This window comes from Pseudomonas sp. BN606 (genome assembly GCF_029873115.1).
Lineage (GTDB): Bacteria > Pseudomonadota > Gammaproteobacteria > Pseudomonadales > Pseudomonadaceae > Metapseudomonas.
This window is the reverse complement of the sequence record NZ_SSOF01000085.1, coordinates 19,227-40,449: the sequence shown is the minus strand read 5'-3', so window position 1 is coordinate 40,449 and position 21,223 is coordinate 19,227. Positions and strand designations below refer to the sequence as shown.

General features: G+C 54.8%; 17 protein-coding genes and 1 tRNA gene. 2 read left to right on the top strand and 16 right to left on the bottom strand.

Translation table 11 applies throughout. The annotated features are described in order from the left end of the window. Positions 1 to 14: 14 nt before the first annotated feature. Entirely contained in the window at positions 15 to 2,030 is a 2,016-nt protein-coding gene (uvrB, locus tag E8E75_RS27345; protein ID WP_120651796.1) for an excinuclease ABC subunit UvrB, read from the bottom strand. Between the two features lie 183 nt (positions 2,031 to 2,213). Here uvrB and E8E75_RS27340 point away from each other — a divergent pair, with 183 nt between their 5' ends. Both E8E75_RS27340 and E8E75_RS27335 read left to right on the top strand, forming a co-directional pair. Beyond that, positions 2,214 to 3,410 (top strand): amino acid aminotransferase, encoded by a 1,197-nt coding sequence (locus tag E8E75_RS27340; protein WP_120651797.1) that lies wholly within the window; start codon positions 2,214 to 2,216, stop codon positions 3,408 to 3,410. 69 nt (positions 3,411 to 3,479) lie between these two features. Continuing rightward, positions 3,480 to 3,555, top strand: a tRNA-Asn gene (locus E8E75_RS27335). Positions 3,556 to 3,773: 218 nt separating this feature from the next. Here the strand turns inward: E8E75_RS27335 and E8E75_RS27330 are convergent. The 15 genes from E8E75_RS27330 to rpsA all read right to left on the bottom strand — a co-directional run bounded on the left by E8E75_RS27330 (position 3,774) and on the right by rpsA (position 21,054). Further along, a complete protein-coding gene (locus tag E8E75_RS27330) occupies positions 3,774 to 4,094 on the bottom strand; it encodes a ComEA family DNA-binding protein (RefSeq protein ID WP_153921022.1) in 321 nt (106 codons plus the stop codon). A 63-nt stretch (positions 4,095 to 4,157) separates the two neighbouring features. After that, positions 4,158 to 6,170 carry a nucleoside-diphosphate sugar epimerase/dehydratase gene (locus E8E75_RS27325; RefSeq protein ID WP_120651799.1) on the bottom strand — a complete coding sequence of 671 codons (2,013 nt, stop codon included), beginning with the start codon at positions 6,168 to 6,170 and terminating at the stop codon, positions 4,158 to 4,160. Positions 6,171 to 6,345: 175 nt separating this feature from the next. After that, the gene (locus E8E75_RS27320) at positions 6,346 to 7,356 is read right to left on the bottom strand and encodes a glycosyltransferase family 4 protein (RefSeq protein ID WP_120651800.1); all 1,011 of its coding nucleotides are present in this window, start codon (positions 7,354 to 7,356) and stop codon (positions 6,346 to 6,348) included. After that, the gene (locus tag E8E75_RS27315) at positions 7,353 to 8,315 is read right to left on the bottom strand and encodes an SDR family oxidoreductase (protein ID WP_153921020.1); all 963 of its coding nucleotides are present in this window, start codon (positions 8,313 to 8,315) and stop codon (positions 7,353 to 7,355) included. The genes E8E75_RS27320 and E8E75_RS27315 overlap by 4 nt, the downstream gene beginning before the upstream one ends. 18 nt (positions 8,316 to 8,333) lie before the next feature. Further along, positions 8,334 to 9,461, bottom strand: coding sequence for a UDP-N-acetylglucosamine 2-epimerase (non-hydrolyzing) (wecB, locus tag E8E75_RS27310; protein ID WP_153921018.1), 1,128 nt, complete (start codon positions 9,459 to 9,461; stop codon positions 8,334 to 8,336). Continuing rightward, complete coding sequence (locus tag E8E75_RS27305) at positions 9,454 to 10,464, bottom strand: polysaccharide biosynthesis protein (RefSeq protein ID WP_120651803.1); 1,011 nt, start codon at positions 10,462 to 10,464, stop codon at positions 9,454 to 9,456. Before E8E75_RS27305 ends, wecB begins: the two co-directional genes overlap by 8 nt. A 15-nt stretch (positions 10,465 to 10,479) precedes the next feature. Continuing rightward, positions 10,480 to 11,337 (bottom strand): SDR family oxidoreductase, encoded by an 858-nt coding sequence (locus tag E8E75_RS27300; RefSeq protein WP_153921016.1) that lies wholly within the window; start codon positions 11,335 to 11,337, stop codon positions 10,480 to 10,482. Positions 11,338 to 11,343: 6 nt separating this feature from the next. Beyond that, entirely contained in the window at positions 11,344 to 12,573 is a 1,230-nt protein-coding gene (locus tag E8E75_RS27295) for a glycosyltransferase family 4 protein (protein ID WP_153921014.1), read from the bottom strand. Positions 12,574 to 12,724: 151 nt separating this feature from the next. Next, positions 12,725 to 13,837 (bottom strand): glycosyltransferase, encoded by a 1,113-nt coding sequence (locus tag E8E75_RS27290; protein WP_280359985.1) that lies wholly within the window; start codon positions 13,835 to 13,837, stop codon positions 12,725 to 12,727. A gap of 14 nt (positions 13,838 to 13,851) precedes the next feature. Next, positions 13,852 to 15,348 (bottom strand): hypothetical protein, encoded by a 1,497-nt coding sequence (locus tag E8E75_RS27285; protein ID WP_153921009.1) that lies wholly within the window; start codon positions 15,346 to 15,348, stop codon positions 13,852 to 13,854. Next, positions 15,345 to 16,538, bottom strand: coding sequence for an O-antigen ligase family protein (locus tag E8E75_RS27280; protein WP_153921008.1), 1,194 nt, complete (start codon positions 16,536 to 16,538; stop codon positions 15,345 to 15,347). The genes E8E75_RS27285 and E8E75_RS27280 overlap by 4 nt, the downstream gene beginning before the upstream one ends. Before the next feature lie 8 nt (positions 16,539 to 16,546). After that, on the bottom strand, positions 16,547 to 17,722 hold the full coding sequence (locus E8E75_RS27275) for a glycosyltransferase (RefSeq protein ID WP_120651809.1): 1,176 nt from the start codon (positions 17,720 to 17,722) through the stop codon (positions 16,547 to 16,549). Then, positions 17,722 to 18,702, bottom strand: a complete 981-nt coding sequence (locus E8E75_RS27270) for a Wzz/FepE/Etk N-terminal domain-containing protein (protein ID WP_153921006.1) — start codon at positions 18,700 to 18,702, stop codon at positions 17,722 to 17,724. The genes E8E75_RS27275 and E8E75_RS27270 overlap by 1 nt, the downstream gene beginning before the upstream one ends. 238 nt (positions 18,703 to 18,940) lie before the next feature. Next, the gene (gene ihfB / locus E8E75_RS27265; protein ID WP_120651811.1) at positions 18,941 to 19,225 is read right to left on the bottom strand and encodes an integration host factor subunit beta; all 285 of its coding nucleotides are present in this window, start codon (positions 19,223 to 19,225) and stop codon (positions 18,941 to 18,943) included. A 149-nt stretch (positions 19,226 to 19,374) separates the two neighbouring features. Continuing rightward, positions 19,375 to 21,054, bottom strand: a complete 1,680-nt coding sequence (gene rpsA / locus E8E75_RS27260) for a 30S ribosomal protein S1 (RefSeq protein ID WP_077525291.1) — start codon at positions 21,052 to 21,054, stop codon at positions 19,375 to 19,377. Positions 21,055 to 21,223: the final 169 nt, after the last annotated feature.

The following is a 21,223-nucleotide window of genomic DNA, read 5'->3' as shown; positions in this document are numbered from 1 at the left end:
GCGCCCTTGTCCATTCAGAGCTTGAGAAGGCGCTCCCGCAGCTTCTGGATTTCGTCGCGCATTTGGGCCGCCGCCTCGAACTCAAGGTCGCGGGCCAACTGGAACATCTTCTCTTCCATCTGGCGAATGCGCTTGGTGATCTCGCTGGGCGAACGCAGTTCGGCCTCATAGCGGGCGCTCTCCTCCGCCGCCTTGGCCATGGCCTTGCGCTTGTTGCTGCGCGAGCCCGGCACGGTCGCACCTTCGAGGATGTCCTGAATGTCCTTCTTCACGCCCTTCGGCACGATGCCGTGGGCTTCGTTGAAGGCCACTTGCTTGCTCCGGCGTCGATCAGTCTCGTCCAGTGCACGCTGCATGGACCCGGTGACGTTGTCCGCATACAGGATCGCCCTGCCGTTCAGGTTGCGCGCCGCACGGCCGATGGTCTGGATGAGCGAACGCTCGGATCGCAGGAAGCCTTCCTTGTCGGCATCCAGGATGGCCACCAACGAGACCTCCGGCATATCCAGGCCTTCGCGCAGCAGGTTGATCCCCACCAATACGTCGAACGCACCGACACGCAGGTCCCGGATGATTTCCACCCGCTCCACGGTGTCGATATCCGAGTGCAAGTAACGCACCTTTACGTCATGGTCAGCGAGATAGTCGGTAAGGTCCTCCGCCATTCGCTTGGTAAGGGTGGTAACCAGCACGCGCTCTTCTACTGCCACGCGTTTGTGAATTTCGGAGAGCAGGTCATCCACCTGGGTGGTTGCGGGACGTACTTCCACCTCAGGGTCCACCAGCCCTGTCGGCCGCACCACCTGCTCAACCACCCGACCGGCATGCTCACCCTCGTAAGGGCCCGGCGTGGCAGAAACGAAAATGGTCTGCGGACTGATTGCTTCCCATTCATCGAAACGCAGTGGGCGGTTGTCCAGCGCAGACGGCAGCCGGAAGCCGTACTCCACCAGGGTTTCCTTACGCGATCGGTCGCCCTTGAACATCGCGCCGACCTGGGGAACCGTAACGTGGGATTCGTCGATCACCAGCAGCGCATTCGCTGGCAGGTAGTCATAGAGCGTCGGCGGCGCCTCACCCGGAGCACGGCCAGAGAGATAGCGCGAGTAGTTCTCGATGCCATTGCAGTAGCCCAGCTCGAGAATCATCTCCAGATCGAAACGGGTCCGTTGCTCCAGTCGCTGCGCCTCCACCAATTTATTGGCTGAGCGCAACTGTTCCAGACGCTCCTGGAGCTCTTCCTTGATCTTGTCCACCGCTTCGAGAAGCACCTCGCGAGGCGTCACGTAGTGGCTTTTGGGATAGAAGGTGAAGCGCGGAAGCTTGCGAATAACCTCACCGGTCAGTGGATCGAACGCCGCAAGGTTTTCAACCTCATCATCGAACAGCTCGACACGGATGGCTTCGAGATCGGATTCCGCCGGGAAAATATCAATGACATCGCCACGAACACGAAAGGTTGCGCGGGCAAAGTCCATGTCATTGCGGGTGTATTGCAACTCAGCCAGGCGGCGCAACAAGGTCCGTTGATCGAGACGGTCGCCACGATCGATGTGCAGCACCATTTTCAGGTAGGACGCCGGATCACCCAGACCGTAGATGGACGAGACGGTGGCGACGATGATCGCATCCGAGCGCTCCAGCAGGGCCTTGGTCGCGGACAGACGCATCTGCTCGATATGGTCGTTGATCGAGGCGTCCTTCTCGATATAGGTATCGGAGGACGGAACGTAGGCTTCCGGCTGGTAATAGTCGTAGTACGAAACGAAGTACTCGACGGAGTTGTTCGGAAAAAAGGCGCGGAACTCGCCATACAGCTGCGCAGCCAATGTCTTATTGGGCGCCAACACCAGTGTGGGGCGCTGTACCTGGGAAATGACGTTGGCGATGCTGAAGGTCTTTCCTGACCCGGTAACCCCCAGTAGCGTCTGGTGCGAAAGACCCGCTTCCAGCCCTTCCACCATCTGGCGAATGGCCTCCGGCTGGTCGCCGGCAGGCTTGAAACGGGTTACAAGCTGGAACTCCGACATGCTGACCTCGACTTTGGATGTGACACCTGGGCAGAACGGGCGTCATACCTGGCGGAAAGCTTGCGCGCGATGTCGCCGCAAACTGTCTGGGCCGCTATAATACCGGCCCGATTGCGCAACCCCTAGCGCACATCGTTCGGGGTTGCATCCCATCCTCACCTTCCTCCTCCGAGCTGCCGCATCATGAGTCTGTTTTCTGCCGTCGAAATGGCTCCGCGCGATCCTATCCTGGGTCTCAACGAAGCGTTCAACGCCGACACCCGTGCCGACAAAGTCAACCTGGGCGTGGGCGTCTACTACAACGAGCAAGGCCGTATCCCGCTCCTGCGCGCTGTAGCTGAAGCGGAAAAGGCCCGCATCGAAGCGCACGCCCCGCGCGGCTACCTGCCGATCGAGGGTATCGCGTCCTACGACCAGGCCGTGCAAAAGCTGCTGTTCGGCGCTGATTCCGAACTACTGGCCCAAGGCCGCGTTGTGACCACCCAAGCCGTAGGTGGTACCGGCGCGCTGAAGACCGGCGCCGACTTCCTCAAGCGCCTATTACCCAATGCCGTTGTCGCCATCAGCGACCCGAGCTGGGAAAACCACCGCGCACTGTTCGAATCCGCCGGTTTCCCGGTGCAGAACTACCGTTACTACGACGCAGCCACCAACGGCGTGAATCGTGCCGGCCTGCTGGAAGACCTCAAGGCCCTGCCCGCTCGCTCCATCGTGGTACTGCACGCCTGCTGTCACAACCCGACCGGCGTGGACCTCGAACTGGAAGACTGGAAAGCCGTTCTGGAAGTCCTGCGCGAGCGCGAGCATGTGCCGTTCCTCGACATCGCTTACCAGGGCTTCGGCGCCGGCATCGAGGAAGACGCCTTCGCGGTACGCCTGTTCGCCAAATCCGGCCTGCAGTTCTTCGTCTCCAGCTCCTTCTCCAAGTCCTTCTCGCTTTACGGCGAGCGCGTAGGCGCCCTGTCCGTGGTAACCGGCTCGAAGGAAGAGGCTGGCCGCGTCCTGTCCCAGGTCAAGCGCGTGATCCGTACCAACTACTCCAACCCGCCCACCCATGGCGCTACCGTGGTTGCCTCCGTGCTGAACAGCCCGGAACTACGTGCCATGTGGGAAGCTGAACTGGCTGAAATGCGTACCCGCATCCACAGCATGCGGCTTGCCATGGTTGAGCAACTGGCTGCACAGGGTGCCAAGCGCGACTTCAGCTTCGTGGCTCGCCAGCGCGGCATGTTCTCCTACTCCGGCCTCACCGCCGAGCAGGTGGAACGCCTGAAAAACGAGTTCGGCATCTACGCCGTCAGCACCGGCCGCATCTGCGTTGCCGCGCTGAACAACAGCAACCTGGAAAGCATCACCCGCGCGATTACCCAGGTACTCTGAGACGGAAATGGAGAAGCTCAAGCAGCTGCTTGACTTCTCCTTTCTAATCAGTAAGATACGCGCATCCGATCCGCGATAGCTCAGTCGGTAGAGCAAATGACTGTTAATCATTGGGTCCCTGGTTCGAGTCCAGGTCGCGGAGCCAAATTAAAAGCCCTCGGCACATGCCGAGGGCTTTTTCTTTTGGGCGATGAACTCTCACCAGGAACTGCGCCCCAGGTGACTCGAGCCTTCGGCCCTCTACCCTTCCGGGCCATGTTGAAGCGCGCTGAGCTCCCCCCACATACCCGCCGCCACCTGACGCCACCTGACGCCAACAAAAAAGCCGGCCTCGAAAGGCCGGCTCTTAATGTCGATTGATCGTTACTCGACGGTCAGCTTGTCACGACTCTTCTCCAGAGTCTTGACGCCTATACCTTTAACCTCGAGAAGGTCATCCACCGAGGAAAAAGGACCGTTCTCCTCTCGATACTTCACGATCGCCTTGGCCTTCGCTGCGCCGATTCCGATCATATAGTCCTGCAACGCCAACTCATCCGCAGAGTTGATGTTCAGCTTGGCCTGGCTAGAAGAACTTTCAGCTACCACTGCAGGCGCAGCCTTCGCTGCTGCCGCAACCTGGGTATAGCCGAGACAAAGCGAACAGAGAACAAGAAATAGCGAGGCAATACGAACACGAAACATCGTTAACACTCCTTGTCATCAGTAAGGGGAAGGGCGGTACATCCATAAACCGCCCGACACAAACTAATGCCTGGAGTTAGAAGGCTCAATTCGCCGCTGCTGATGGATCCAGTCAACGATTTCCTCTTCAGGGGTGTAACCGTTGACAGTTTCGCGTAGGAGTTGGCGTACACGAACGTAGTCATCGGCCTCAACGGCAGCGAAGAGCTCAGTGAGCACACGCTTGAAGGCCTCCCAGGGAAGATGCTCCTCATTCGCTCGCATGATCATCGGGTGATCGGTCGGGCTGACGTTGTCTCCAATGAGCAACTCTTCGTAAAGCTTCTCGCCAGGTCTAAGACCAGTAAACTCGATTGCGATATCGCCGCTGGGGCTTCTGTCGGACCGAACCGTCAGGCCGGACAGATGAATCATTTTCTCCGCGAGCTCAGCAATCTTTACGGGCTGCCCCATATCCAACACGAAGACATCCCCCCCCTGCCCCATTGATCCCGCCTGGATCACCAGCTGGGCAGCTTCCGGGATGGTCATGAAATAGCGCGTGATATTGGGATGCGTAACAGTAACCGGCCCGCCGCGCTTGATCTGCTCGCGAAACAGCGGAATTACCGAACCGGAAGACCCCAGCACATTGCCGAAGCGCACCATGGTGAACCGAGTCTTGTTAACCCGGTGAACCGCGCCGCTGTCACCAAAGAGCACGGGCGCCGACTCGCCGCTGAGCGCCTGCAGGACCATTTCGGAGAGACGCTTGGTGCTACCCATTACATTGGTCGGCCGGACTGCCTTGTCCGTCGAGATCAACACAAAATTTTCCACTCCAGCCTGAACTGCGGCCTGAGCGGTGTACAGCGTACCCATTACGTTGTTGAGCACACCTTCGGCCACGTTGTGCTCAACCATGGGGACATGCTTATAGGCAGCCGCATGGTAGACCGTATCTACCTTCCACGTCCGCATGACATCGACAAGACGCCCCAGATTACGGACCGATCCTAAGATCGGGACCAGCTTGATATTCAGCGACTCGCGCAGGAGACGTCTCTCGAGCTCGATCTGGATATTGTAGAGGTTGAATTCGCTATGCTCGAACAGCAGAAGCGTTCTGGGGCCAGAACCGAGGATCTGCCGGCAGAGCTCCGATCCAATGGATCCACCGGCACCGGTGACCATCACGACATTCCCGCGAATGCAGCGCTCAAGCAGCTCCTGCCGCGGCGGTACCGCATCTCGCCCAAGCAGGTCGGCAATGTCCACTTCCTGAATGTCGTCGACTTTCACCCGCCCACTGGCCAGGTCCATGAAGCCGGGAATACTGCGCACATGGAGGGGAAAACCTTCCAGTGTACTGAGGATTTCCCGGCGCCTGGCGCGCGAGACCGACGGAATCGCCAGCAGAACCTCTTCAGCCCCGGTCTGGTCGATCATCTGGCGGATGTGTTTCGGTTTGAAGACCTGCAACCCCGCGATTACCCGAGTCGCGATGCTGTCGTCATCGTCGATGAATGCCACGGGGCGCATGACCCGCCCCAACCGCAACGCGGCGACAAGTTGATTGCCCGCAGCACCCGCACCATAGATGGCGACCTTCGGCAGGCCTCCGACCTTGCTGACGAACGGGATCTGCTGCGCCGCGACGTACCAGTCCCCCATGAAGTAATGACGCATGCCCAAACGCAGACCGCCGATCAGCACCAGGCTCAGCCACCAGTAATTGAACACGATAGAACGCGGCACCACCGCCGTAGCGTCGCGATACCAGTAGACGATCAGGGCCAGCACCAGGGCCGAGAGCGTTACCGCCTTGAAAATGGCAATCAGGGCATCGTTGCCGAAATATCGCATGACCGCTCGGTACATACCGAACTTGACGAATATCGGAATCGCGATAATCGGGGCAACCAGGAACAGCCACGTATGTCGAATGACGGGCTCTATAAGTTCGTCGACGCCCAGCCTGACGATAAAAGCCAGCCACAGAGCGCCGTATACCAGAACGATGTCGGTAGCCACCTGCAGCAACCGCTTATATCGGCGCGGCAAACCTAACAACCATACACGCAGCTTATCTGTCATCCCTTCCAGTACTCCGGCTCTATCAGAGCGCTTGACCAAACAAACCCTCGACCCAACTCTCATGCTCCACAGGCATCAGCTTGGCGAAGCACCCGCAGTGAATTGCCCGCCACGAGCTCCTACGCCACGGAAGAAATCGTCACCGATCGAGAGCCCTGACGCATCGCTACGAATCTCATTCCTGTTTCCCCGCCTTGAATCGGATGGCCAGTGCGAGGATCGGCAGGTACGCCAGCACCACCGCCACGAGACCCTCCCCTCCTCCGACTGCGACCCACAATGCCAGGGGCAGCAGCCAGAACAGATTGATTGCCGCCACCGCCAGGGTCACGGGGAGGTGCCTGCCGAACTTGCGTGCCGCGTACTGATAGGCATGGCTCCGATGAGCTTCATAAACCCTATCCCCACGCAGCAAACGACGCAGCAAAGTCCAGGTGGAGTCCACCACGAAAACACCGAGCAGGACAATCCAGCTCCACAGCAACTCGGGAGAAACCCAGGCCGCATGAATGGAGAGTAGACCCAAGGAAATCCCCAGGAATCCGCTACCAGCGTCGCCCATGAAGATTCGCGCCGGCGGGAAATTCCAGTACAGGAAACCGGCCGTCGCCAAGCCGAGCATCAGCGGCACCACGACGAGCGCCTCCTGTCCCTTCAACCAATAGAGCAACGCCCCCCCCAGGCAGATGCAGATGGCCTCGACGGCAGCGATACCATCGATTCCATCCATGAAGTTGTAGAGATTCAGGAGCCATACGAGATAGATCGCCGCCAGGATGTTCCCGAACCAACCCAAATCGACCAAGGCGCCAAAGACAACAACCTTTGGAAGCCCTCCGAACCACCACAACGCCCAGGCGGCGGCGGAAAAATGCCCCAACAACCGCCAGCGAGCAGGAATGTGCCCATGGTCATCGAGAAATCCCACCATCGCTACCAGCGCCCCCGCGCCCAGCAGCGCGAACACCACCGGCCAGGACAGGACAGCCATGACCCCGAGGAGTGGCAGTGTCGCCAGGAAGGCGAGCACAATGGACACCCCTCCTCCACGGGGAGTGGGCACCGCATGCGAGCTGCGGGCGTTAGGGATGTCCAGCAGGCTGCGGGAAAGGGCATACCGACGCAGAACGCCGGTCATGAAGAGCGCTACGCCAGCAACTACTGGCAACAACCACCAGGCGGTCATTTGACTTGATTATCCAGAAAATACTTGGCGGTTTTATCCAGTGCCTGATCGACGCTGACCGGCGGGGACCAGTTAAGCAGCTCGCGAGTCTTGCTGATATCGACCTGCAGCGACCCGCATAGCCTTTGCGATAGCGCCTTGCGACCTAGTACGCGAGCAGCGACATCCAACAGACGTTCCGGTACGGGCAGCAAACGGGCTGGAGTCCCCAGTGCATTGCCCATACGCCGAAGCAACTGCGTGGTGGAGAGATCTTCCCCGTCGCTGACCAGGAACGTCTGGTTTGCGGCAGCAGGATGCTCGGTACAGGTCAGGATCAGATCCGTGAGGTTGTCCAGGGCGACGAGGCTACGCCGGTTGTTGATGGCCCCGAGCGGCAGGGGCACACCCTTGTACAACCAGCGCATCATATTCAGGAAATTGGCGCGCACCCCCGGGCCATACACCAGCGGCGGACGAATGATGACAACCTCCATACCACTCTCCGCGGCGAGCGACCGCAAGGCCTGCTCCGCTTCCATCTTGGAAACCCCGTAGGGGTCGGCAGGCGCCGGCGTTGCATCGACCAAGAAAGGAGCACTCGTGGAGGTCATCTCGCCGTTCACCTTGATCGAACTCACGAAGATGAATCGCCGAACGCCAGCTGCAGCTGCTTGAGAAGCCAGGCGCAAGGTTCCTTCCACATTCGTCTTGCGGAACTCGGACAGGGGGTCGTCCGAACACTCGTTCATGACATGGACGCGAGCAGCCGTGTGGATGACGACATCAACGCCGCTCAAGGCCGCGCGCCAATCTGCCTCGGCATCCAGGGACGATACCAGTTCCGACTTTACCTCGGGCGACAACCCTGGAAGAGCCCGTCGCGTCGCGACTGTCAGCTGGAAGTTGCCGGCTTTGCAGATGCGCGCCAACAGCGCAGAACCGATGAAGCCGGAGGCTCCAGTCAATAAGATACGCATATTACTGCCCAAGCCCCGTCAGGGTTTCGCCCAAACGGTTCTATTGATGTAGTCGGTGTAACTCAGGACTATCCGCAGAACCTGCTTTGAAACCGCCCCGCCCTGATAATCGCGGACGACGGGAACTTTCCATTGCCCTTGGGCCTGCTGCCGGGTCACGACACGCACCGCATCCAGAACGCGCTCGGTCTTCAGTCCGCTCATGATCAGCGTACCCTCGTCCATGCCTTCAGGCCGTTCATGGGCATTGCGGATGGTTATGGCAGGCAAACCCAGCAGCGACGCTTCCTCGGTAATGGTCCCGCTATCGGACAGGACACAAAGCGCGGACATCTGAAGCTTGATGTAGTCGAGGAATCCGTAAGGCTTGACGAAGCGGACCAGCGGGTGATCGAAGCCGTCCTCCAGAGCCTCCAGGCGTTTCCGAGTACGCGGGTGCGTGGAAACCACCACTGGAAACTGATAGGTCTCGGCGAGCGCTCTCAACGTACTCAACAGGTCCTGCAAGTTCTCGATGGAATCGACATTTTCCTCGCGATGAGTACTAACGAGAAAGAACTTGCCTTCTTCCAGCCCCTCGCGGGCCAACACATCGGAGGCAATGATGCGCGGCATGTAATGATCGAGCACTTCCTCCATGTGCGACCCAGTCTTGATAATGGTCTCGGGACGAATTCCTTCTGCGATCAGATAGCGGCGTGCATGTTCGGTAAGAACCATGTTGATGTCGCTAAGGTGGTCCAGCACCTTGCGATTCAATTCTTCCGGAACACGTTGGTCGAAGCAGCGATTTCCCGCTTCCATATGAAAAACGGGAATCTTTCTACGCTTGGCCGCAATTACCGCCAGGCAGGTATTGGTGTCGCCATACAGCAGAAGGGCATCCGGCTTTTCCAATTGCAGGACGTCATCCGCCTTGGAAATAACGTCACCAATTGCCTTGGCTGCAGTCTCGCCCGTCACGCCGAGAAAATGATCGGGGCGTCGGATCGACAAGTCGTCGAAGAACACCTGGTTCAATTCATAATCATAATTCTGGCCGGAATGCACAAGAACATGATTGACGTGTTGATCGAGTTCCGCAATGACTCTGCTGACCTTAATCAGTTCGGGCCGTGTGCCAACCAGGGTCATTACTTTAAGCATTCAACTCATCCTGGATATAATCGAGCTTGAGGAGAACCTCGCAGATTTCTTCGACAGTCAGACGCTCGGTATTGTGAGAGGTATAGTCATCGAGCGCAGATATCTCGGCCTCACCTTCCACGAAGTACTTCTTGTAGTTGAGATCCCTGTTATCGGCAGGAATTCGATAGTAGCGCCCCATGTCCTCCGCCTTTGCCATTTCTTCGCGGGAGATCAGCGACTCATAAAGCTTCTCTCCATGGCGCGTGCCAATGACCTTGATCGCCGAGTCGCTGGAGAAAAGCTTCTTGAGGGCGGTCGCAAGGTCGGCAACCGTTGCAGCTGGCGCCTTCTGGACGAAGATGTCGCCTTGCAGCGCGTGCTCGAAAGCGTGCAGGACGAGATCGACGGAGTCCTCCAGGGACATCAGGAAACGCGTCATGTTCGGGTCCGTCACAGTTAGCGGCTCCGAGTTCCTGATCTGCGAAACGAAAAGGGGAATGACAGAACCACGCGACGCCATGACGTTGCCATAACGAGTCGAGCAAATGACTGGCCCGCCACCGGGAATCATCCGGGACTTTGCAACGACCAGTTTTTCGGCCATTGCCTTGGAAATCCCCATCGCATTGATCGGGTATACGGCCTTGTCCGTGCTCAACACGACGACGCGCTTCACGCCGGAAGCAATTGCGGCGTTCAACACATTTTCGGTACCAAGCACATTGGTTCTAACCGCTTCCATCGGGTAGAACTCACAGGAAGGCACTTGCTTGAGTGCCGCTGCGTGGAATATATAATCGACACCAATCATAGCCTGGGCGAGGCTATCGCAGTCCCGCACATCACCGATATAAAATTTGACCTTGTCATTGGCAAGGGCAATGCGCATGTCTTCTTGTTTCTTTTCGTCGCGGCTGAATACTCGAATCTCTTTTACGTTGGTATCCAGAAAACGCCGCAGCACTGTATTGCCGAAGGAACCAGTGCCGCCAGTGATAAGTAGGATCTTGTCATCAAACATTATTAAATTTCCCAGTCAGTACTGTTCGAACATCGTACGAATAAGCTCACGCCAAGCCGGCGGTTCGAACCCCGTGGCTGCCCGAAAGCGAGAAGAGTCCAAGGAGCGGTCAATCTTCAGCTTTTCATCTGGAATGATGGCAATTTGCTTGCCGTAGACCTCTGAAATAAAAGTCAACAAAGTATACTTGTCAATCGGCTCAGCCGACACATGATAGAGCCCACTCAAGCTCGAGTCAGGCAACACGTAACGCTGGATCACGTCAGCCAAGACCACGGTCGGAAGCCCTGAAAAGACCGCCTGTCGAAAGCCCTTTACACTTTCTTCCTGGCTAAGGAACCAATCCACCAGCGAGTAGTTGGAGTTCAGTTCATGGCCGATGATTGACGTCCTGAGGGTAATGACATTAGGCCGGTCGTGTACTTCGCCAATATACTTGGACTTGCCATATAGATCCTCCGCATCAGAAACATCAGACTCGAGATACATTCCCCTTGCTCCCGAGAAGACGCAATCAGTACTGATATGCACTAGCCGTGCGTCGATGAGCGTGCACAGGTTCGCTAGGCGATGCGGAAGCATTGCATTGATAGGCAATGCAGACAGGGGATCCTTGGCATCTGACAATTGCTTGATCAGCCCGACGCAATTGATCACCACCTCCGGCCTTACGAAGGCAAGCACCCGGGCAAGAGCATCCTGATCCAGGACATCCACGCCCTCGATCAGATGCTGATGAAAGTTTTCATCGAAGTTTCTCTTGCCTGCGGCCGAGCGAAGCGTGCCATATACATCGTGCTGACCACTCTTGGACAGCACCTTGAACGTGGCACTACCGAGCATACCGGTGACACCCAGAATCAGTATCTTCATTAGAAATCAGCCCTTGCCGGCACGAGAGGCCAGGATATTGATGAGATTCTTGGCCTGGTGGGCCATTTCGAAGTTTTCAAGGAAATAGTGACGCCCGTTTCTGCCCATCTCGGCCAAAAATTCGGCTGGCATGGTGTAGAGCTTCTCAATTGTTTCAGCCAATTGATTGGGGTCCTCGGCAGCGCAGGCCAAACCGGCCCCAGACTCGAGAACGACCCGCGCACCCTCACCATTCATACAGGCAATGATTGGCTTGCCTGATGCCAGATAGGCTTGCACTTTTCCTGGAATCGTATAAGAGAGAATTTCTTCATAGCGCAATGAGACGATCAGCGCAGAAGCCCGCGAATAGATGTGTTCCATCTGCGAGATTGGAAATCGCCCGGCAACCACCACATTGGTTAATCCCAAACGCGCGACTTCTTCCACCACGAAAGCGGACATACTGCCACTGCCGACCAGCACCAGCTTGAATTTCTCCAGGTGCTGAAGGCGCCCTGCGGCGGCGATTAGAGTCTCGATGGATTGCGCCTTGCCGATATTCCCAGCGAAAACAACGCAGAAATTTCCTTCCAAGTCCCTGACCAGCTCAGCGGGCAGTTCGTCAGTGGCCGAAGAATGGATCTCCCCATCATCGATCGAGTTGGGATAGTAGACAATCTTGGATGCCTTGGAGTACTTAGCGACAGGCGCGATAAATGCCTTTGACTGAACCAGCAAGGTGTCCGCCCTGGAATATATCCAGCGCACACCCAGAGAGGCCAATGCTAGAATGAACTTGTTCTTTATGAAACCAGTAGCCGAAAGACTTTCTGGCCAAAGGTCCTGGACCCAGATTGCCAAATGGGACTTCGTACGAGACTTAAGAAAAATAGCAGGAACAGCTGAGGTCAATGGCGACGGCGCAAACACTATGGTGACATCGAATTGACGCCCACCCAGTAAACCTGGCAAATGCCTGATGCCGGAAATCACAAACGAGCAGTAGTTCAGGAAAAGATTCAGGCCGCCGCCCGCACGCCTTGTACGCAACGGCACCCTGATGATCTCGAGGCCTTTCCAGTCCTCCCGCTGCACCCCTTCTTCCGTGTACCCGGAAAATACCTGGCCATCCGGGTAATTGGGTTTTCCAGTTGCGATGGTAACTTCGCAACCTTGCTCAGCAAGCTTCAGGCTCAATGCATTTATTATAAAAAACTCAGGCCAAAAGTACTGAGTCACGATGAGTATTTTCATTAAGAAGCCCTGAGCTACAATCCTTGTCGACACGCACCAGACAGACACAAATAATAATCAGACACGGTCAATCGAATTCTTATTAAAGCGAGGACCCAAATACAAATATGCCCCCTGTACACTAGGGGCAACTTGCTTCATATCAGGACCGTCAAATATCAATGAAATCTGGGATTTTACCTTTCCCCGTCACCCACTCATAGGCGTCCAGATATTTTCGGCCTATATTTTTCCATGAGTACTGTTCCAAAGCAAACTGACTGGCAGCCTCTCCCATCTCCCGTTTGCGTGCCTCGGGCAGCTCCATCGCCCAGGACAGCGTGTCGGCCAACCGAGCGCTGTCATTCTTGACTATCCAGCCATATCCCCGCTCCTGCAGATGCCCCCAAGGAGTCGCATCCGTGGTGATCACCGGAAGGCCAGAGAGCATTGCCTCCGCAACTACAATGCCGAAATTCTCGCTATATGACGGCAAAACGAAAATGTCGGCAGATCGATAGACTTGCCACTTGCTCTCGCCGTAGACCGGCCCCATCACCCGCACACTGGATTCCAGGGATAGCTGACGAATACAGGCCCGTACTTTCGCCTCGTATCCTGGCTCGGCATTGCCGTACAGATGCAATTGAAATCCATTCTTATTAACTATTCGCGACCACGCCGTCAGTAGATCATTGATCCCCTTCACAGGCGCAAGACGGGAGAGGAACAGCACGATCTTTTCGCGAGCACCATCGACCCTGCTGAAATCAATGTTTGCCGGCACATCAACCCCGTTTTCTATGACCGCCACGGGATTGGACACACCTAATCGTCGAATACTCCCCAGCTCGCGCTCGGAGTTGACCACCAGCAGCTTGCACCGGGACAAGATGCGCCGCTGGTAGAGATGCCAGGCAGCCATCTTCTTCAGCTTCTTGTGAGCCATTGCCCAGGGCTCCAGCATTCCGTGGGGACTGATGATCAAGGGAACGGATCGATCAAGAAAGAACTTGCTCGCGCGCCACTCGAATGGCGTCCATAAGCCATGAACATGGGCAATGCTATCCGCTGCAGGGCCAGCAACCCCTTGCCGCAGCAACTCCGCGCGCGCACCAATACTTATGGTGTTTTCTGGCGGGTTCTCCGGTGGAACCCCTACAAGCAAAAGCGAATTTACACGACTGCGTAGCAACTCGCGGTGCAATGGCAATACCGCTTGCGTGATTCCTCCTCCAGTTTGCCGAGCATCTCTGATCAAATTGATAACCCGAGCACCAACCACTTCACATGGATTATTCAATTGAAACCCGCCAAGGACTTTCTGAAGATGAAAAACTGAGAAAACATCAGGAGTACCGCCGCAGTAAATAGAACCAGAAGCGATTCGACATCAGATAGCATCGATGAAAACTGAGCGTAGGCCAAGTCAAACAGAAAGAAGGCCAGCAAGCAACTTAGCACAGCCAGACACATGACACGTGCCGCAGATTTAATGTACTTCAATCGGGACAGCACATAGATATTGGTCGCCAGGAAAGATAGGACATTATAACCAAACCAAACCCAAGCAGCCCCAACCAGACCGTAACGATCAACCAGATAGATCAGCGACGCGAACATGACAGGAGCAAGTGCAAGATTCAATTTCAACGAAAACCAGGTCCAGCCATGAGCCAATTGAAGCGAAAATGGAACTATCAATAATGACTGAATTGCAGTACCGAGGAACAACTGCGGTAGCAAGGGAGTGACATGAGAAACCACCTCCACAGCGAAAAACACCTCCAGGAGGACTGAAGAGTGATACCAGATAAACATGGAGGCCAGCTGAAGGGTTATTACCAACACACAAGAGCTAGCAGTATAGATTTTGAGAATACGAGAATGCTCGCCACTGCTCACCAACGCAGAAAACCTCGGATAGATCACTGGATACATAGCCGAGGAAACAATGTAGGGAAGACTTGCAAGACTGGTGGCAAGCGTATAGTACCCATAGCCAGTCAGATCAATCATCTTACTCAAATAAAGCTTATCAACCTGAATAACCGCAATGGACGAAATTGAAACAAGAAAAACCCCCAGGGAGAATCGGCCATCACGGAATACCGATAAAAATGAAGGCTTGAGTAGAAACTCTCCCTTGCTGAATCGTGCACAAACAATGACCAGCGCAAAAACATAAACGAGGCAGACCATAAATTGAGCCCCGAAAAACAGGTCCAACTTCGCCGAAGTCACCTCAAACACATAAATGTACAAGACGATTCCAAGTGTTCTTGAGATTGAGTACAGGGAAAACAAGACGCTATGTACAACGAGCATCTCGCGTGCTACTAAATATGCTTGCAGTATCAGAGAGACGAAACCTAGGAATATCAATATCCCCATCCACTCGACACAGGCGACAACCAGACCAAACTCAAGCCCCTGAACAATCAACCACTTTTCTGATATCTCCGTTGCAAAAAGGTAGACGCCGCCACCAAAAAGAATGCCAATGGAGGCAAAGATCACGAAGTGGGCCGCGAGAGAAGAACTCAGCAATACAAGGTAACGGAAGGGAGCATGCTCACGAAATCTCTTCATGCTCGACAGCCTTCTGGTGAATGCACTTGTCATTCCGCCATCCAGCGCCATGAATATCATTTGCAGCATGACGAAGAAGCCGATGAGACCAACTGACTCCATCCCCAGGATTTTTGTATAGATAGGGAAAGCTAGGAAGTTCGAGACGGCGTAGATGATTTTCCCAGCGAGACTTGCGAGCAGAGACAGTCTCATCTGACTCATAATGAGTCCCTATTCACTACTCCCGGCTTCAGATCGAGGCGCTGCAAGCTAAGAAGAACACAAATTGAAAACGCAAAGAGCGCTTCGTAGGAGGATATGCCAACAACGTTCTCAAACAGACCAAACAGCAAGGTTATGGCAATACCAAGCTTGATCCTTTTGCCAAGTACTCGTTCCTTGACTGGCGCTTGCAGAAAAAACATAGAGATCATGAAGAGGTACAGCAAGAATCCGGTTACGCCGTATTCCACCCAGACAGACAGGATCCAGTTGTGACTCCCCCACTCCTGCCTAGGCCACGCGATTGAGTCCAGATGGGTTGTAAACCCTCCTGGCCCAGCTCCAAGAACCGGAGAAACCTGGACTAGGTTTTTACCTTGCTCCCACAACTCGGCCCTCGCGAGAAGAGAAGGGAAATATCCTTCTCTCAAAAGCGCAAGCGCTTCGCCTATATTCAACATGATCAATAGAAAAACAGAAAAACAGACCAGGGCCAGGGGCCATAGCACTGCCGACACAGTAAAGCGGCCGGCAGCACAGGCGAGCAGTATTGTGAAAATGGAAAACATCGTCCCAAACCGGGACATCGTCATGAAGACTGCAAGCAAAATAAACAGCGAACTCCAAACCTGGCCTTTTCCTACGGTGAAAGCCAAGAAGAACAGGAGATAGACTGCAAGAAAATTGGAATTTCCCAAGGGTAGGCTCAAATGAGATTTCAGCTCATAAAACCCGCCGTCTGTCATATAGACATAGAGAGCGCCATAGAAAAACTTGCACCACACCAAGAAACCAAGGAGCAGGCCCGCGTTTCGAATAGATGCCTCCAGTTTCCGATTATAGGCTACATCCTTGAAACACAGTAGCACTGCACCACCGGTAAAGACTGGAATCAAGCTCGCCAGATGCCGCCCCCAGGAACTCTGGGGGTTATAAGCCGAAGAAAGCAGCCCCAGGAAGAAAAGGAAACCATATATCAACAGAAACAGAATTGACCGGAAATCTCCTCCCCTGAGAAACGAAAGCATCATCAATGGCAGGACAGCAATCAGTGCAAACGGCACCGTTAGTGAACTGGTACCGAACCATATCTGGATATTCCCAAGAACGAGAATATAAGGGAAGAATACAAACAGAGACTCTCTAGATAAAATCTTCGCTTTTTGATCCTGGGCCACCGTCTCAAGCACGAGGACACCTATCTCTTGAACATTGGGTCATCGCCCAATAACTGTTCAAGCATATGCTTTGCATACCGAACATTTTCATACGGGCCGTGGGCCTCCATGCCATTGTTAGGTAACGGATGCAGCATTCGCTTGGCCCTTCCCACCAAGCGCTCGAAGAAAAATTTTAATCGAGCCTGCTTTACCGCCCCTGGAGAGTACCTCCGTCCTGTGACACTGGAGAGATACGCTTCAGCCGCCCCTATTGCTTCTCGATAATCCGAGTGCCGGGATTTGCATACCGCGAAAAACCTGTTCAGGTTAAAGTCAGCCAACAACTCGGGGGCGCGCAACTTCAAGGTTTCCCAAGCAGAATGCCCCCAAACGGTTTCAACACTGAAAAAGAACGGAAGCTCCTTTGGCCAATCAAGGTTCTTGAAAGGCTGCATATGCGGGTCGCTCTTGATATCGCCTTTGTGCTTGTTAACTGCACTGCGCCCAGTGTTACTCCCCCCGGAAGCACCTGGAATGGTGAAGGGAAAGTCAACCACATAAAAATGAGAACTTAAAAGAGCCAACCCTAATGACACGGAAATATCTGGGCTCGTCCCATAGAAGACCAACCCCGTAGATTCCCTGAGCTTATCCAGGAGCGCTCGTCTAACCAGTCCATGATAGAGCTTGGGCAACCCGTCGGTCCCTTGGCATGCATTATCCAGAGACATCCTCAGGGCTTGCGCCGAGTCCTTCTTCAATAATTGCCGGCTGATCTTTCCGAGATAAAGCTTGCCTGCATGAGCACTGCCATAGAAGCTAGTTTTGAAGTCAGGCCACGAATACATCGCTTTGATTTCAGGAGTGAGAATATCAATCCCCATTCCATCTGCGAACTTGGCCGCTGCGATGATCTGGCTCGACACGCTATCGTCATCGCCTATCAGGCAGACATACTCACCGCACGCCAGTGCAATAGCGTGCTCATGATTCTGAGTCATCGACAGGGGTTCGCCCCAATGAACATACCGAAGTCGATCATCAGGAACGCCGGCCGCCCAGGCCCTTAACTCGCAGCCATCATTGCTCGTATCATGAATAACCACCTCAAACTCATCGGAGTCGATCTCGAGTATGCTTTTTACGCACTCCACTGCATATCTGGATCGATTGTGAGTGGGTATAACGATACTCAAAAGGCGGCTTTTGTGCATCACAGGCGCCCACGCTTAATTAGGAACTGAGCAAGTGCGAGAAAAACACCGAGACCCAGTCCAAAGATCAAACCAATTGCCACTTTTACAACTTTGCGCGGACCAACGGAAACCTCTGAAGAAACTATCCGTCCATCTTGATTGAAGGCGGTTACATCTTCAGGTCTTACGTCCCGCACACTAAGAACCTCAAGCTTTTCCTGCAAGGTTCTGAGCATAGGTATGAAGGCATCGTCAGAAGACCTGTTCTCCAAGACTCGCAATTCGGCCTTCAAGACCTCTGTACCTTTCAGATACATCAGGCTATCGGAGATGGCAGCCACTGCATCTCGCCCAGCAAGCGAAGCATCCATCTTCACCAACTTGATTGATTCGGCAACACTGAGGGCTTCCTGCAGCCTATGAATTTGATCGGCCCTTCTCAGCTTCGCGACTTTACGCAATGCTGCCATCTCGAGCTTTATGCTTTTTCTCTTGACAGCAAATTCCTCATTGGAACTTTCAGTGATTTCCTTCCGCGCCAAGCGATCGACTACAACCAGAAACCCCTTCGCATGCTGAACTACCGACTCGGATGTTTCGCCAGTAGCCACAAGAACCAAGCGTTCGGGCGATGGCTCCACGGAGAACGTAACCATGGGCGCCGCTGTTTGAGAAATCTGCTTGAAATACTCCTGGCGCGCCTGAGCGGAGACCAGGTTCTTTTTAAGCAGGGCAAACACCCTGTCGCTCGAATAGGCGGCAAACTCGGTCCCCGCTCCTCGCCCAACATTCAGCGTGGAAACCTGAATTTCTGTAGGAGGTGTCAAATAGACCTGAGCCTGATAGATCGGTTTCCCCTTGGATAAATAGAGGACTGAAATCAGGGTGCAAGCAGCAGCAATAATGGCCACCCAAAGCTTACGCTCCCACAGCGCAAGAAGTAGAGTCGAAAGGCCAATTTCATCCCGAGCCATCTGTCCGTGGTAGTCGTTACTCAAAGGAACCCCTAAGCAGCCATTAAATAAAAATCAGATTGACGATTCTAAACCAATATAAAAATACATAAAGCAACTGTTACAAGCTATCAAAACAGCTTGCAAAATAGAACGAAAGGAATCGAATCGGTATCCTTCCTGAAAAACAGCGTCTTGCTCAGCACATGATTTTTGGGCCATCGAACGCTAGGTACTACTTAATCCACCCCAAGCCACAGAAAGGAATCTCGTAGAGTCTTCGTTATTCTGGCTCGTTCACTCTGTCTCGCAACTCTTTCCCCGGCTTAAAGTGTGGAACAAATTTTCCGTCGAGCCTGACGGACTCGCCCGTCTTGGGGTTCCGCCCAACTCGCGGCGCACGAAAGTGAAGTGAAAAGCTACCAAATCCACGAATCTCGATCCGGTCCCCCGTCGCCAACGCCTGGGACATCTGCTCGAGCATGGTCTTGATGGCAAGCTCTACATCCTTGGATGAAAGCTGTCCCTGATGCGTTACGATTCGTTCGATCAACTCCGACTTGGTCATGGTTTTCCCTTCTAATTCAAGCGGCTAGATCAGCTCAATGAATTTTTAGCACGCCAGAGGGGCTTTGAACAGCCTTAGCGCAGGAAGGTAAATCACAGGCAACAAAAAGGGCGGCCTAGGCCGCCCTTTTTGCTAATGGAGCAGGGTGATTAGCCCTGGTTCTCCATCTGAGCACGGATCAGGTCACCAATAGTGGTCGGGCCGGTGGACTCGACTTCCTGCTTGCGCAGTTCCTTCATGGCGTCCTTCTCGTCATCAACGTCCTTGGACTTGATGGAGAGACTGATTACGCGGCTCTTACGGTCGATGCTGATGATCTTGGCTTCGACTTCTTCGCCTTCCTTCAGCACGTTGCGAGCGTCTTCAACGCGGTCACGGCTGATTTCGGAAGCCTTCAGAACACCTTCGATCTCGCCGCCGAGGCTGATTACAGCACCCTTGGCGTCAACTTCTTTCACGGTGCCGCGAACGATGCTGCCCTTCTCGTGCATGGAGGCGTAGCTGGAGAACGGATCGTCTTCCAGTTGCTTGATGCCCAGGGAGATGCGCTCACGCTCCGGATCAACGGAGAGGATGACGGTTTCCAGCTCGTCGCCCTTCTTGAAACGGCGTACGGCTTCTTCGCCAACTTCGTTCCAGGAGATGTCGGACAGGTGAACCAGACCGTCGATACCACCTTCCAGGCCGATGAAGATACCGAAATCGGTGATCGACTTGATGGTGCCGGAGATCTTGTCGCCCTTGTTGAAGCGGCTGGAGAAGTCTTCCCACGGGTTGGACTTGCACTGCTTGATGCCCAGGGAGATACGACGACGCTCTTCGTCGATGTCCAGAACCTGAACTTCCACTTCGTCGCCAACCTGAACGACTTTCGACGGGTGGATGTTTTTGTTGGTCCAGTCCATTTCGGAAACGTGTACCAGGCCTTCCACACCCTCTTCCAGCTCGGCGAAGCAGCCGTAGTCGGTGAGGTTGGTTACGCGGGCGGTCACACGAGTGCCTTCCGGGTAACGAGCCTTGATGGCAACCCATGGGTCTTCGCCCAGTTGCTTCAGACCCAGGGAGACGCGGTTGCGCTCGCGGTCGAACTTCAGGACCTTCACGTCGATCTCGTCGCCAACGTTGACGATCTCGGACGGGTGCTTGATGCGCTTCCAAGCCATGTCGGTGATGTGCAGCAGGCCGTCTACGCCGCCCAGGTCAACAAACGCACCGTAGTCGGTGAGGTTCTTGACGATACCTTTGACTTGCTGGCCTTCCTGCAGGGATTCCAGCAGAGCTTCGCGCTCGGCGCTGTTCTCGGCTTCCAGGACGCTGCGACGGGAAACGACAACGTTGTTGCGCTTCTGATCCAGCTTGATGACCTTGAACTCGAGTTCCTTGCCTTCCAGGTGGGTGGTGTCGCGTACGGGACGCACGTCGACCAGGGAGCCCGGCAGGAACGCGCGGATGCCGCTGACGTCGACGGTGAAACCGCCCTTGACCTTGCCATTGATAACGCCCTTGACCACTTCTTCGGCGTTGAAGGCGGCTTCCAGAACCAGCCAGGACTCGGCGCGCTTGGCTTTTTCGCGGGACAGCTTGGTTTCACCGAAGCCGTCTTCCACCGCGTCAAGCGCAACGTGGACCTCGTCACCCACTTTGATGGTCAGTTCGCCTTGTTCGTTATAGAACTGCTCGACCGGGATGACGCCCTCGGATTTCAGGCCAGCATGGACGGTGACCCAGTCACCATCAATGTCGACCACGATGCCGGTGATGATGGCACCCGGCTGCATGTCGAGGGATTTCAGGCTTTCTTCAAAAAGTTCTGCAAAGCTTTCGCTCATGTTCATACCTGTAGTCAAAGGCCAGGAAAGGCCCTATTCCGCACTCCAGCCAATGCGGTCAAGTCATCAATAGAAGCGACGGGGATCGAAGCTGGTATCCCGCGCCGCCCCGGTGGCGCCGTCTTCCGCGAATGCGGAAACCGACGCAAAACTCGGGGTTGACATTGGC

Excerpts from the sequence above, each read along its gene's own strand:
- uvrB (WP_120651796.1), bottom strand. The coding sequence starts at position 2,030 with ATGTCGGAGTTCCAGCTTGTAACCCGTTTCAAGCCTGCCGGCGACCAG.
- E8E75_RS27340 (WP_120651797.1), top strand. The coding sequence starts at position 2,214 with ATGAGTCTGTTTTCTGCCGTCGAAATGGCTCCGCGCGATCCTATCCTG.
- E8E75_RS27330 (WP_153921022.1), bottom strand. The coding sequence starts at position 4,094 with ATGTTTCGTGTTCGTATTGCCTCGCTATTTCTTGTTCTCTGTTCGCTT.
- E8E75_RS27325 (WP_120651799.1), bottom strand. The coding sequence starts at position 6,170 with ATGACAGATAAGCTGCGTGTATGGTTGTTAGGTTTGCCGCGCCGATAT.
- E8E75_RS27320 (WP_120651800.1), bottom strand. The coding sequence starts at position 7,356 with ATGACCGCCTGGTGGTTGTTGCCAGTAGTTGCTGGCGTAGCGCTCTTC.
- E8E75_RS27315 (WP_153921020.1), bottom strand. The coding sequence starts at position 8,315 with ATGCGTATCTTATTGACTGGAGCCTCCGGCTTCATCGGTTCTGCGCTG.
- wecB (WP_153921018.1), bottom strand. The coding sequence starts at position 9,461 with ATGCTTAAAGTAATGACCCTGGTTGGCACACGGCCCGAACTGATTAAG.
- E8E75_RS27305 (WP_120651803.1), bottom strand. The coding sequence starts at position 10,464 with ATGTTTGATGACAAGATCCTACTTATCACTGGCGGCACTGGTTCCTTC.
- E8E75_RS27300 (WP_153921016.1), bottom strand. The coding sequence starts at position 11,337 with ATGAAGATACTGATTCTGGGTGTCACCGGTATGCTCGGTAGTGCCACG.
- E8E75_RS27295 (WP_153921014.1), bottom strand. The coding sequence starts at position 12,573 with ATGAAAATACTCATCGTGACTCAGTACTTTTGGCCTGAGTTTTTTATA.
- E8E75_RS27285 (WP_153921009.1), bottom strand. The coding sequence starts at position 15,348 with ATGAGTCAGATGAGACTGTCTCTGCTCGCAAGTCTCGCTGGGAAAATC.
- E8E75_RS27275 (WP_120651809.1), bottom strand. The coding sequence starts at position 17,722 with ATGCACAAAAGCCGCCTTTTGAGTATCGTTATACCCACTCACAATCGA.
- ihfB (WP_120651811.1), bottom strand. The coding sequence starts at position 19,225 with ATGACCAAGTCGGAGTTGATCGAACGAATCGTAACGCATCAGGGACAG.
- rpsA (WP_077525291.1), bottom strand. The coding sequence starts at position 21,054 with ATGAGCGAAAGCTTTGCAGAACTTTTTGAAGAAAGCCTGAAATCCCTC.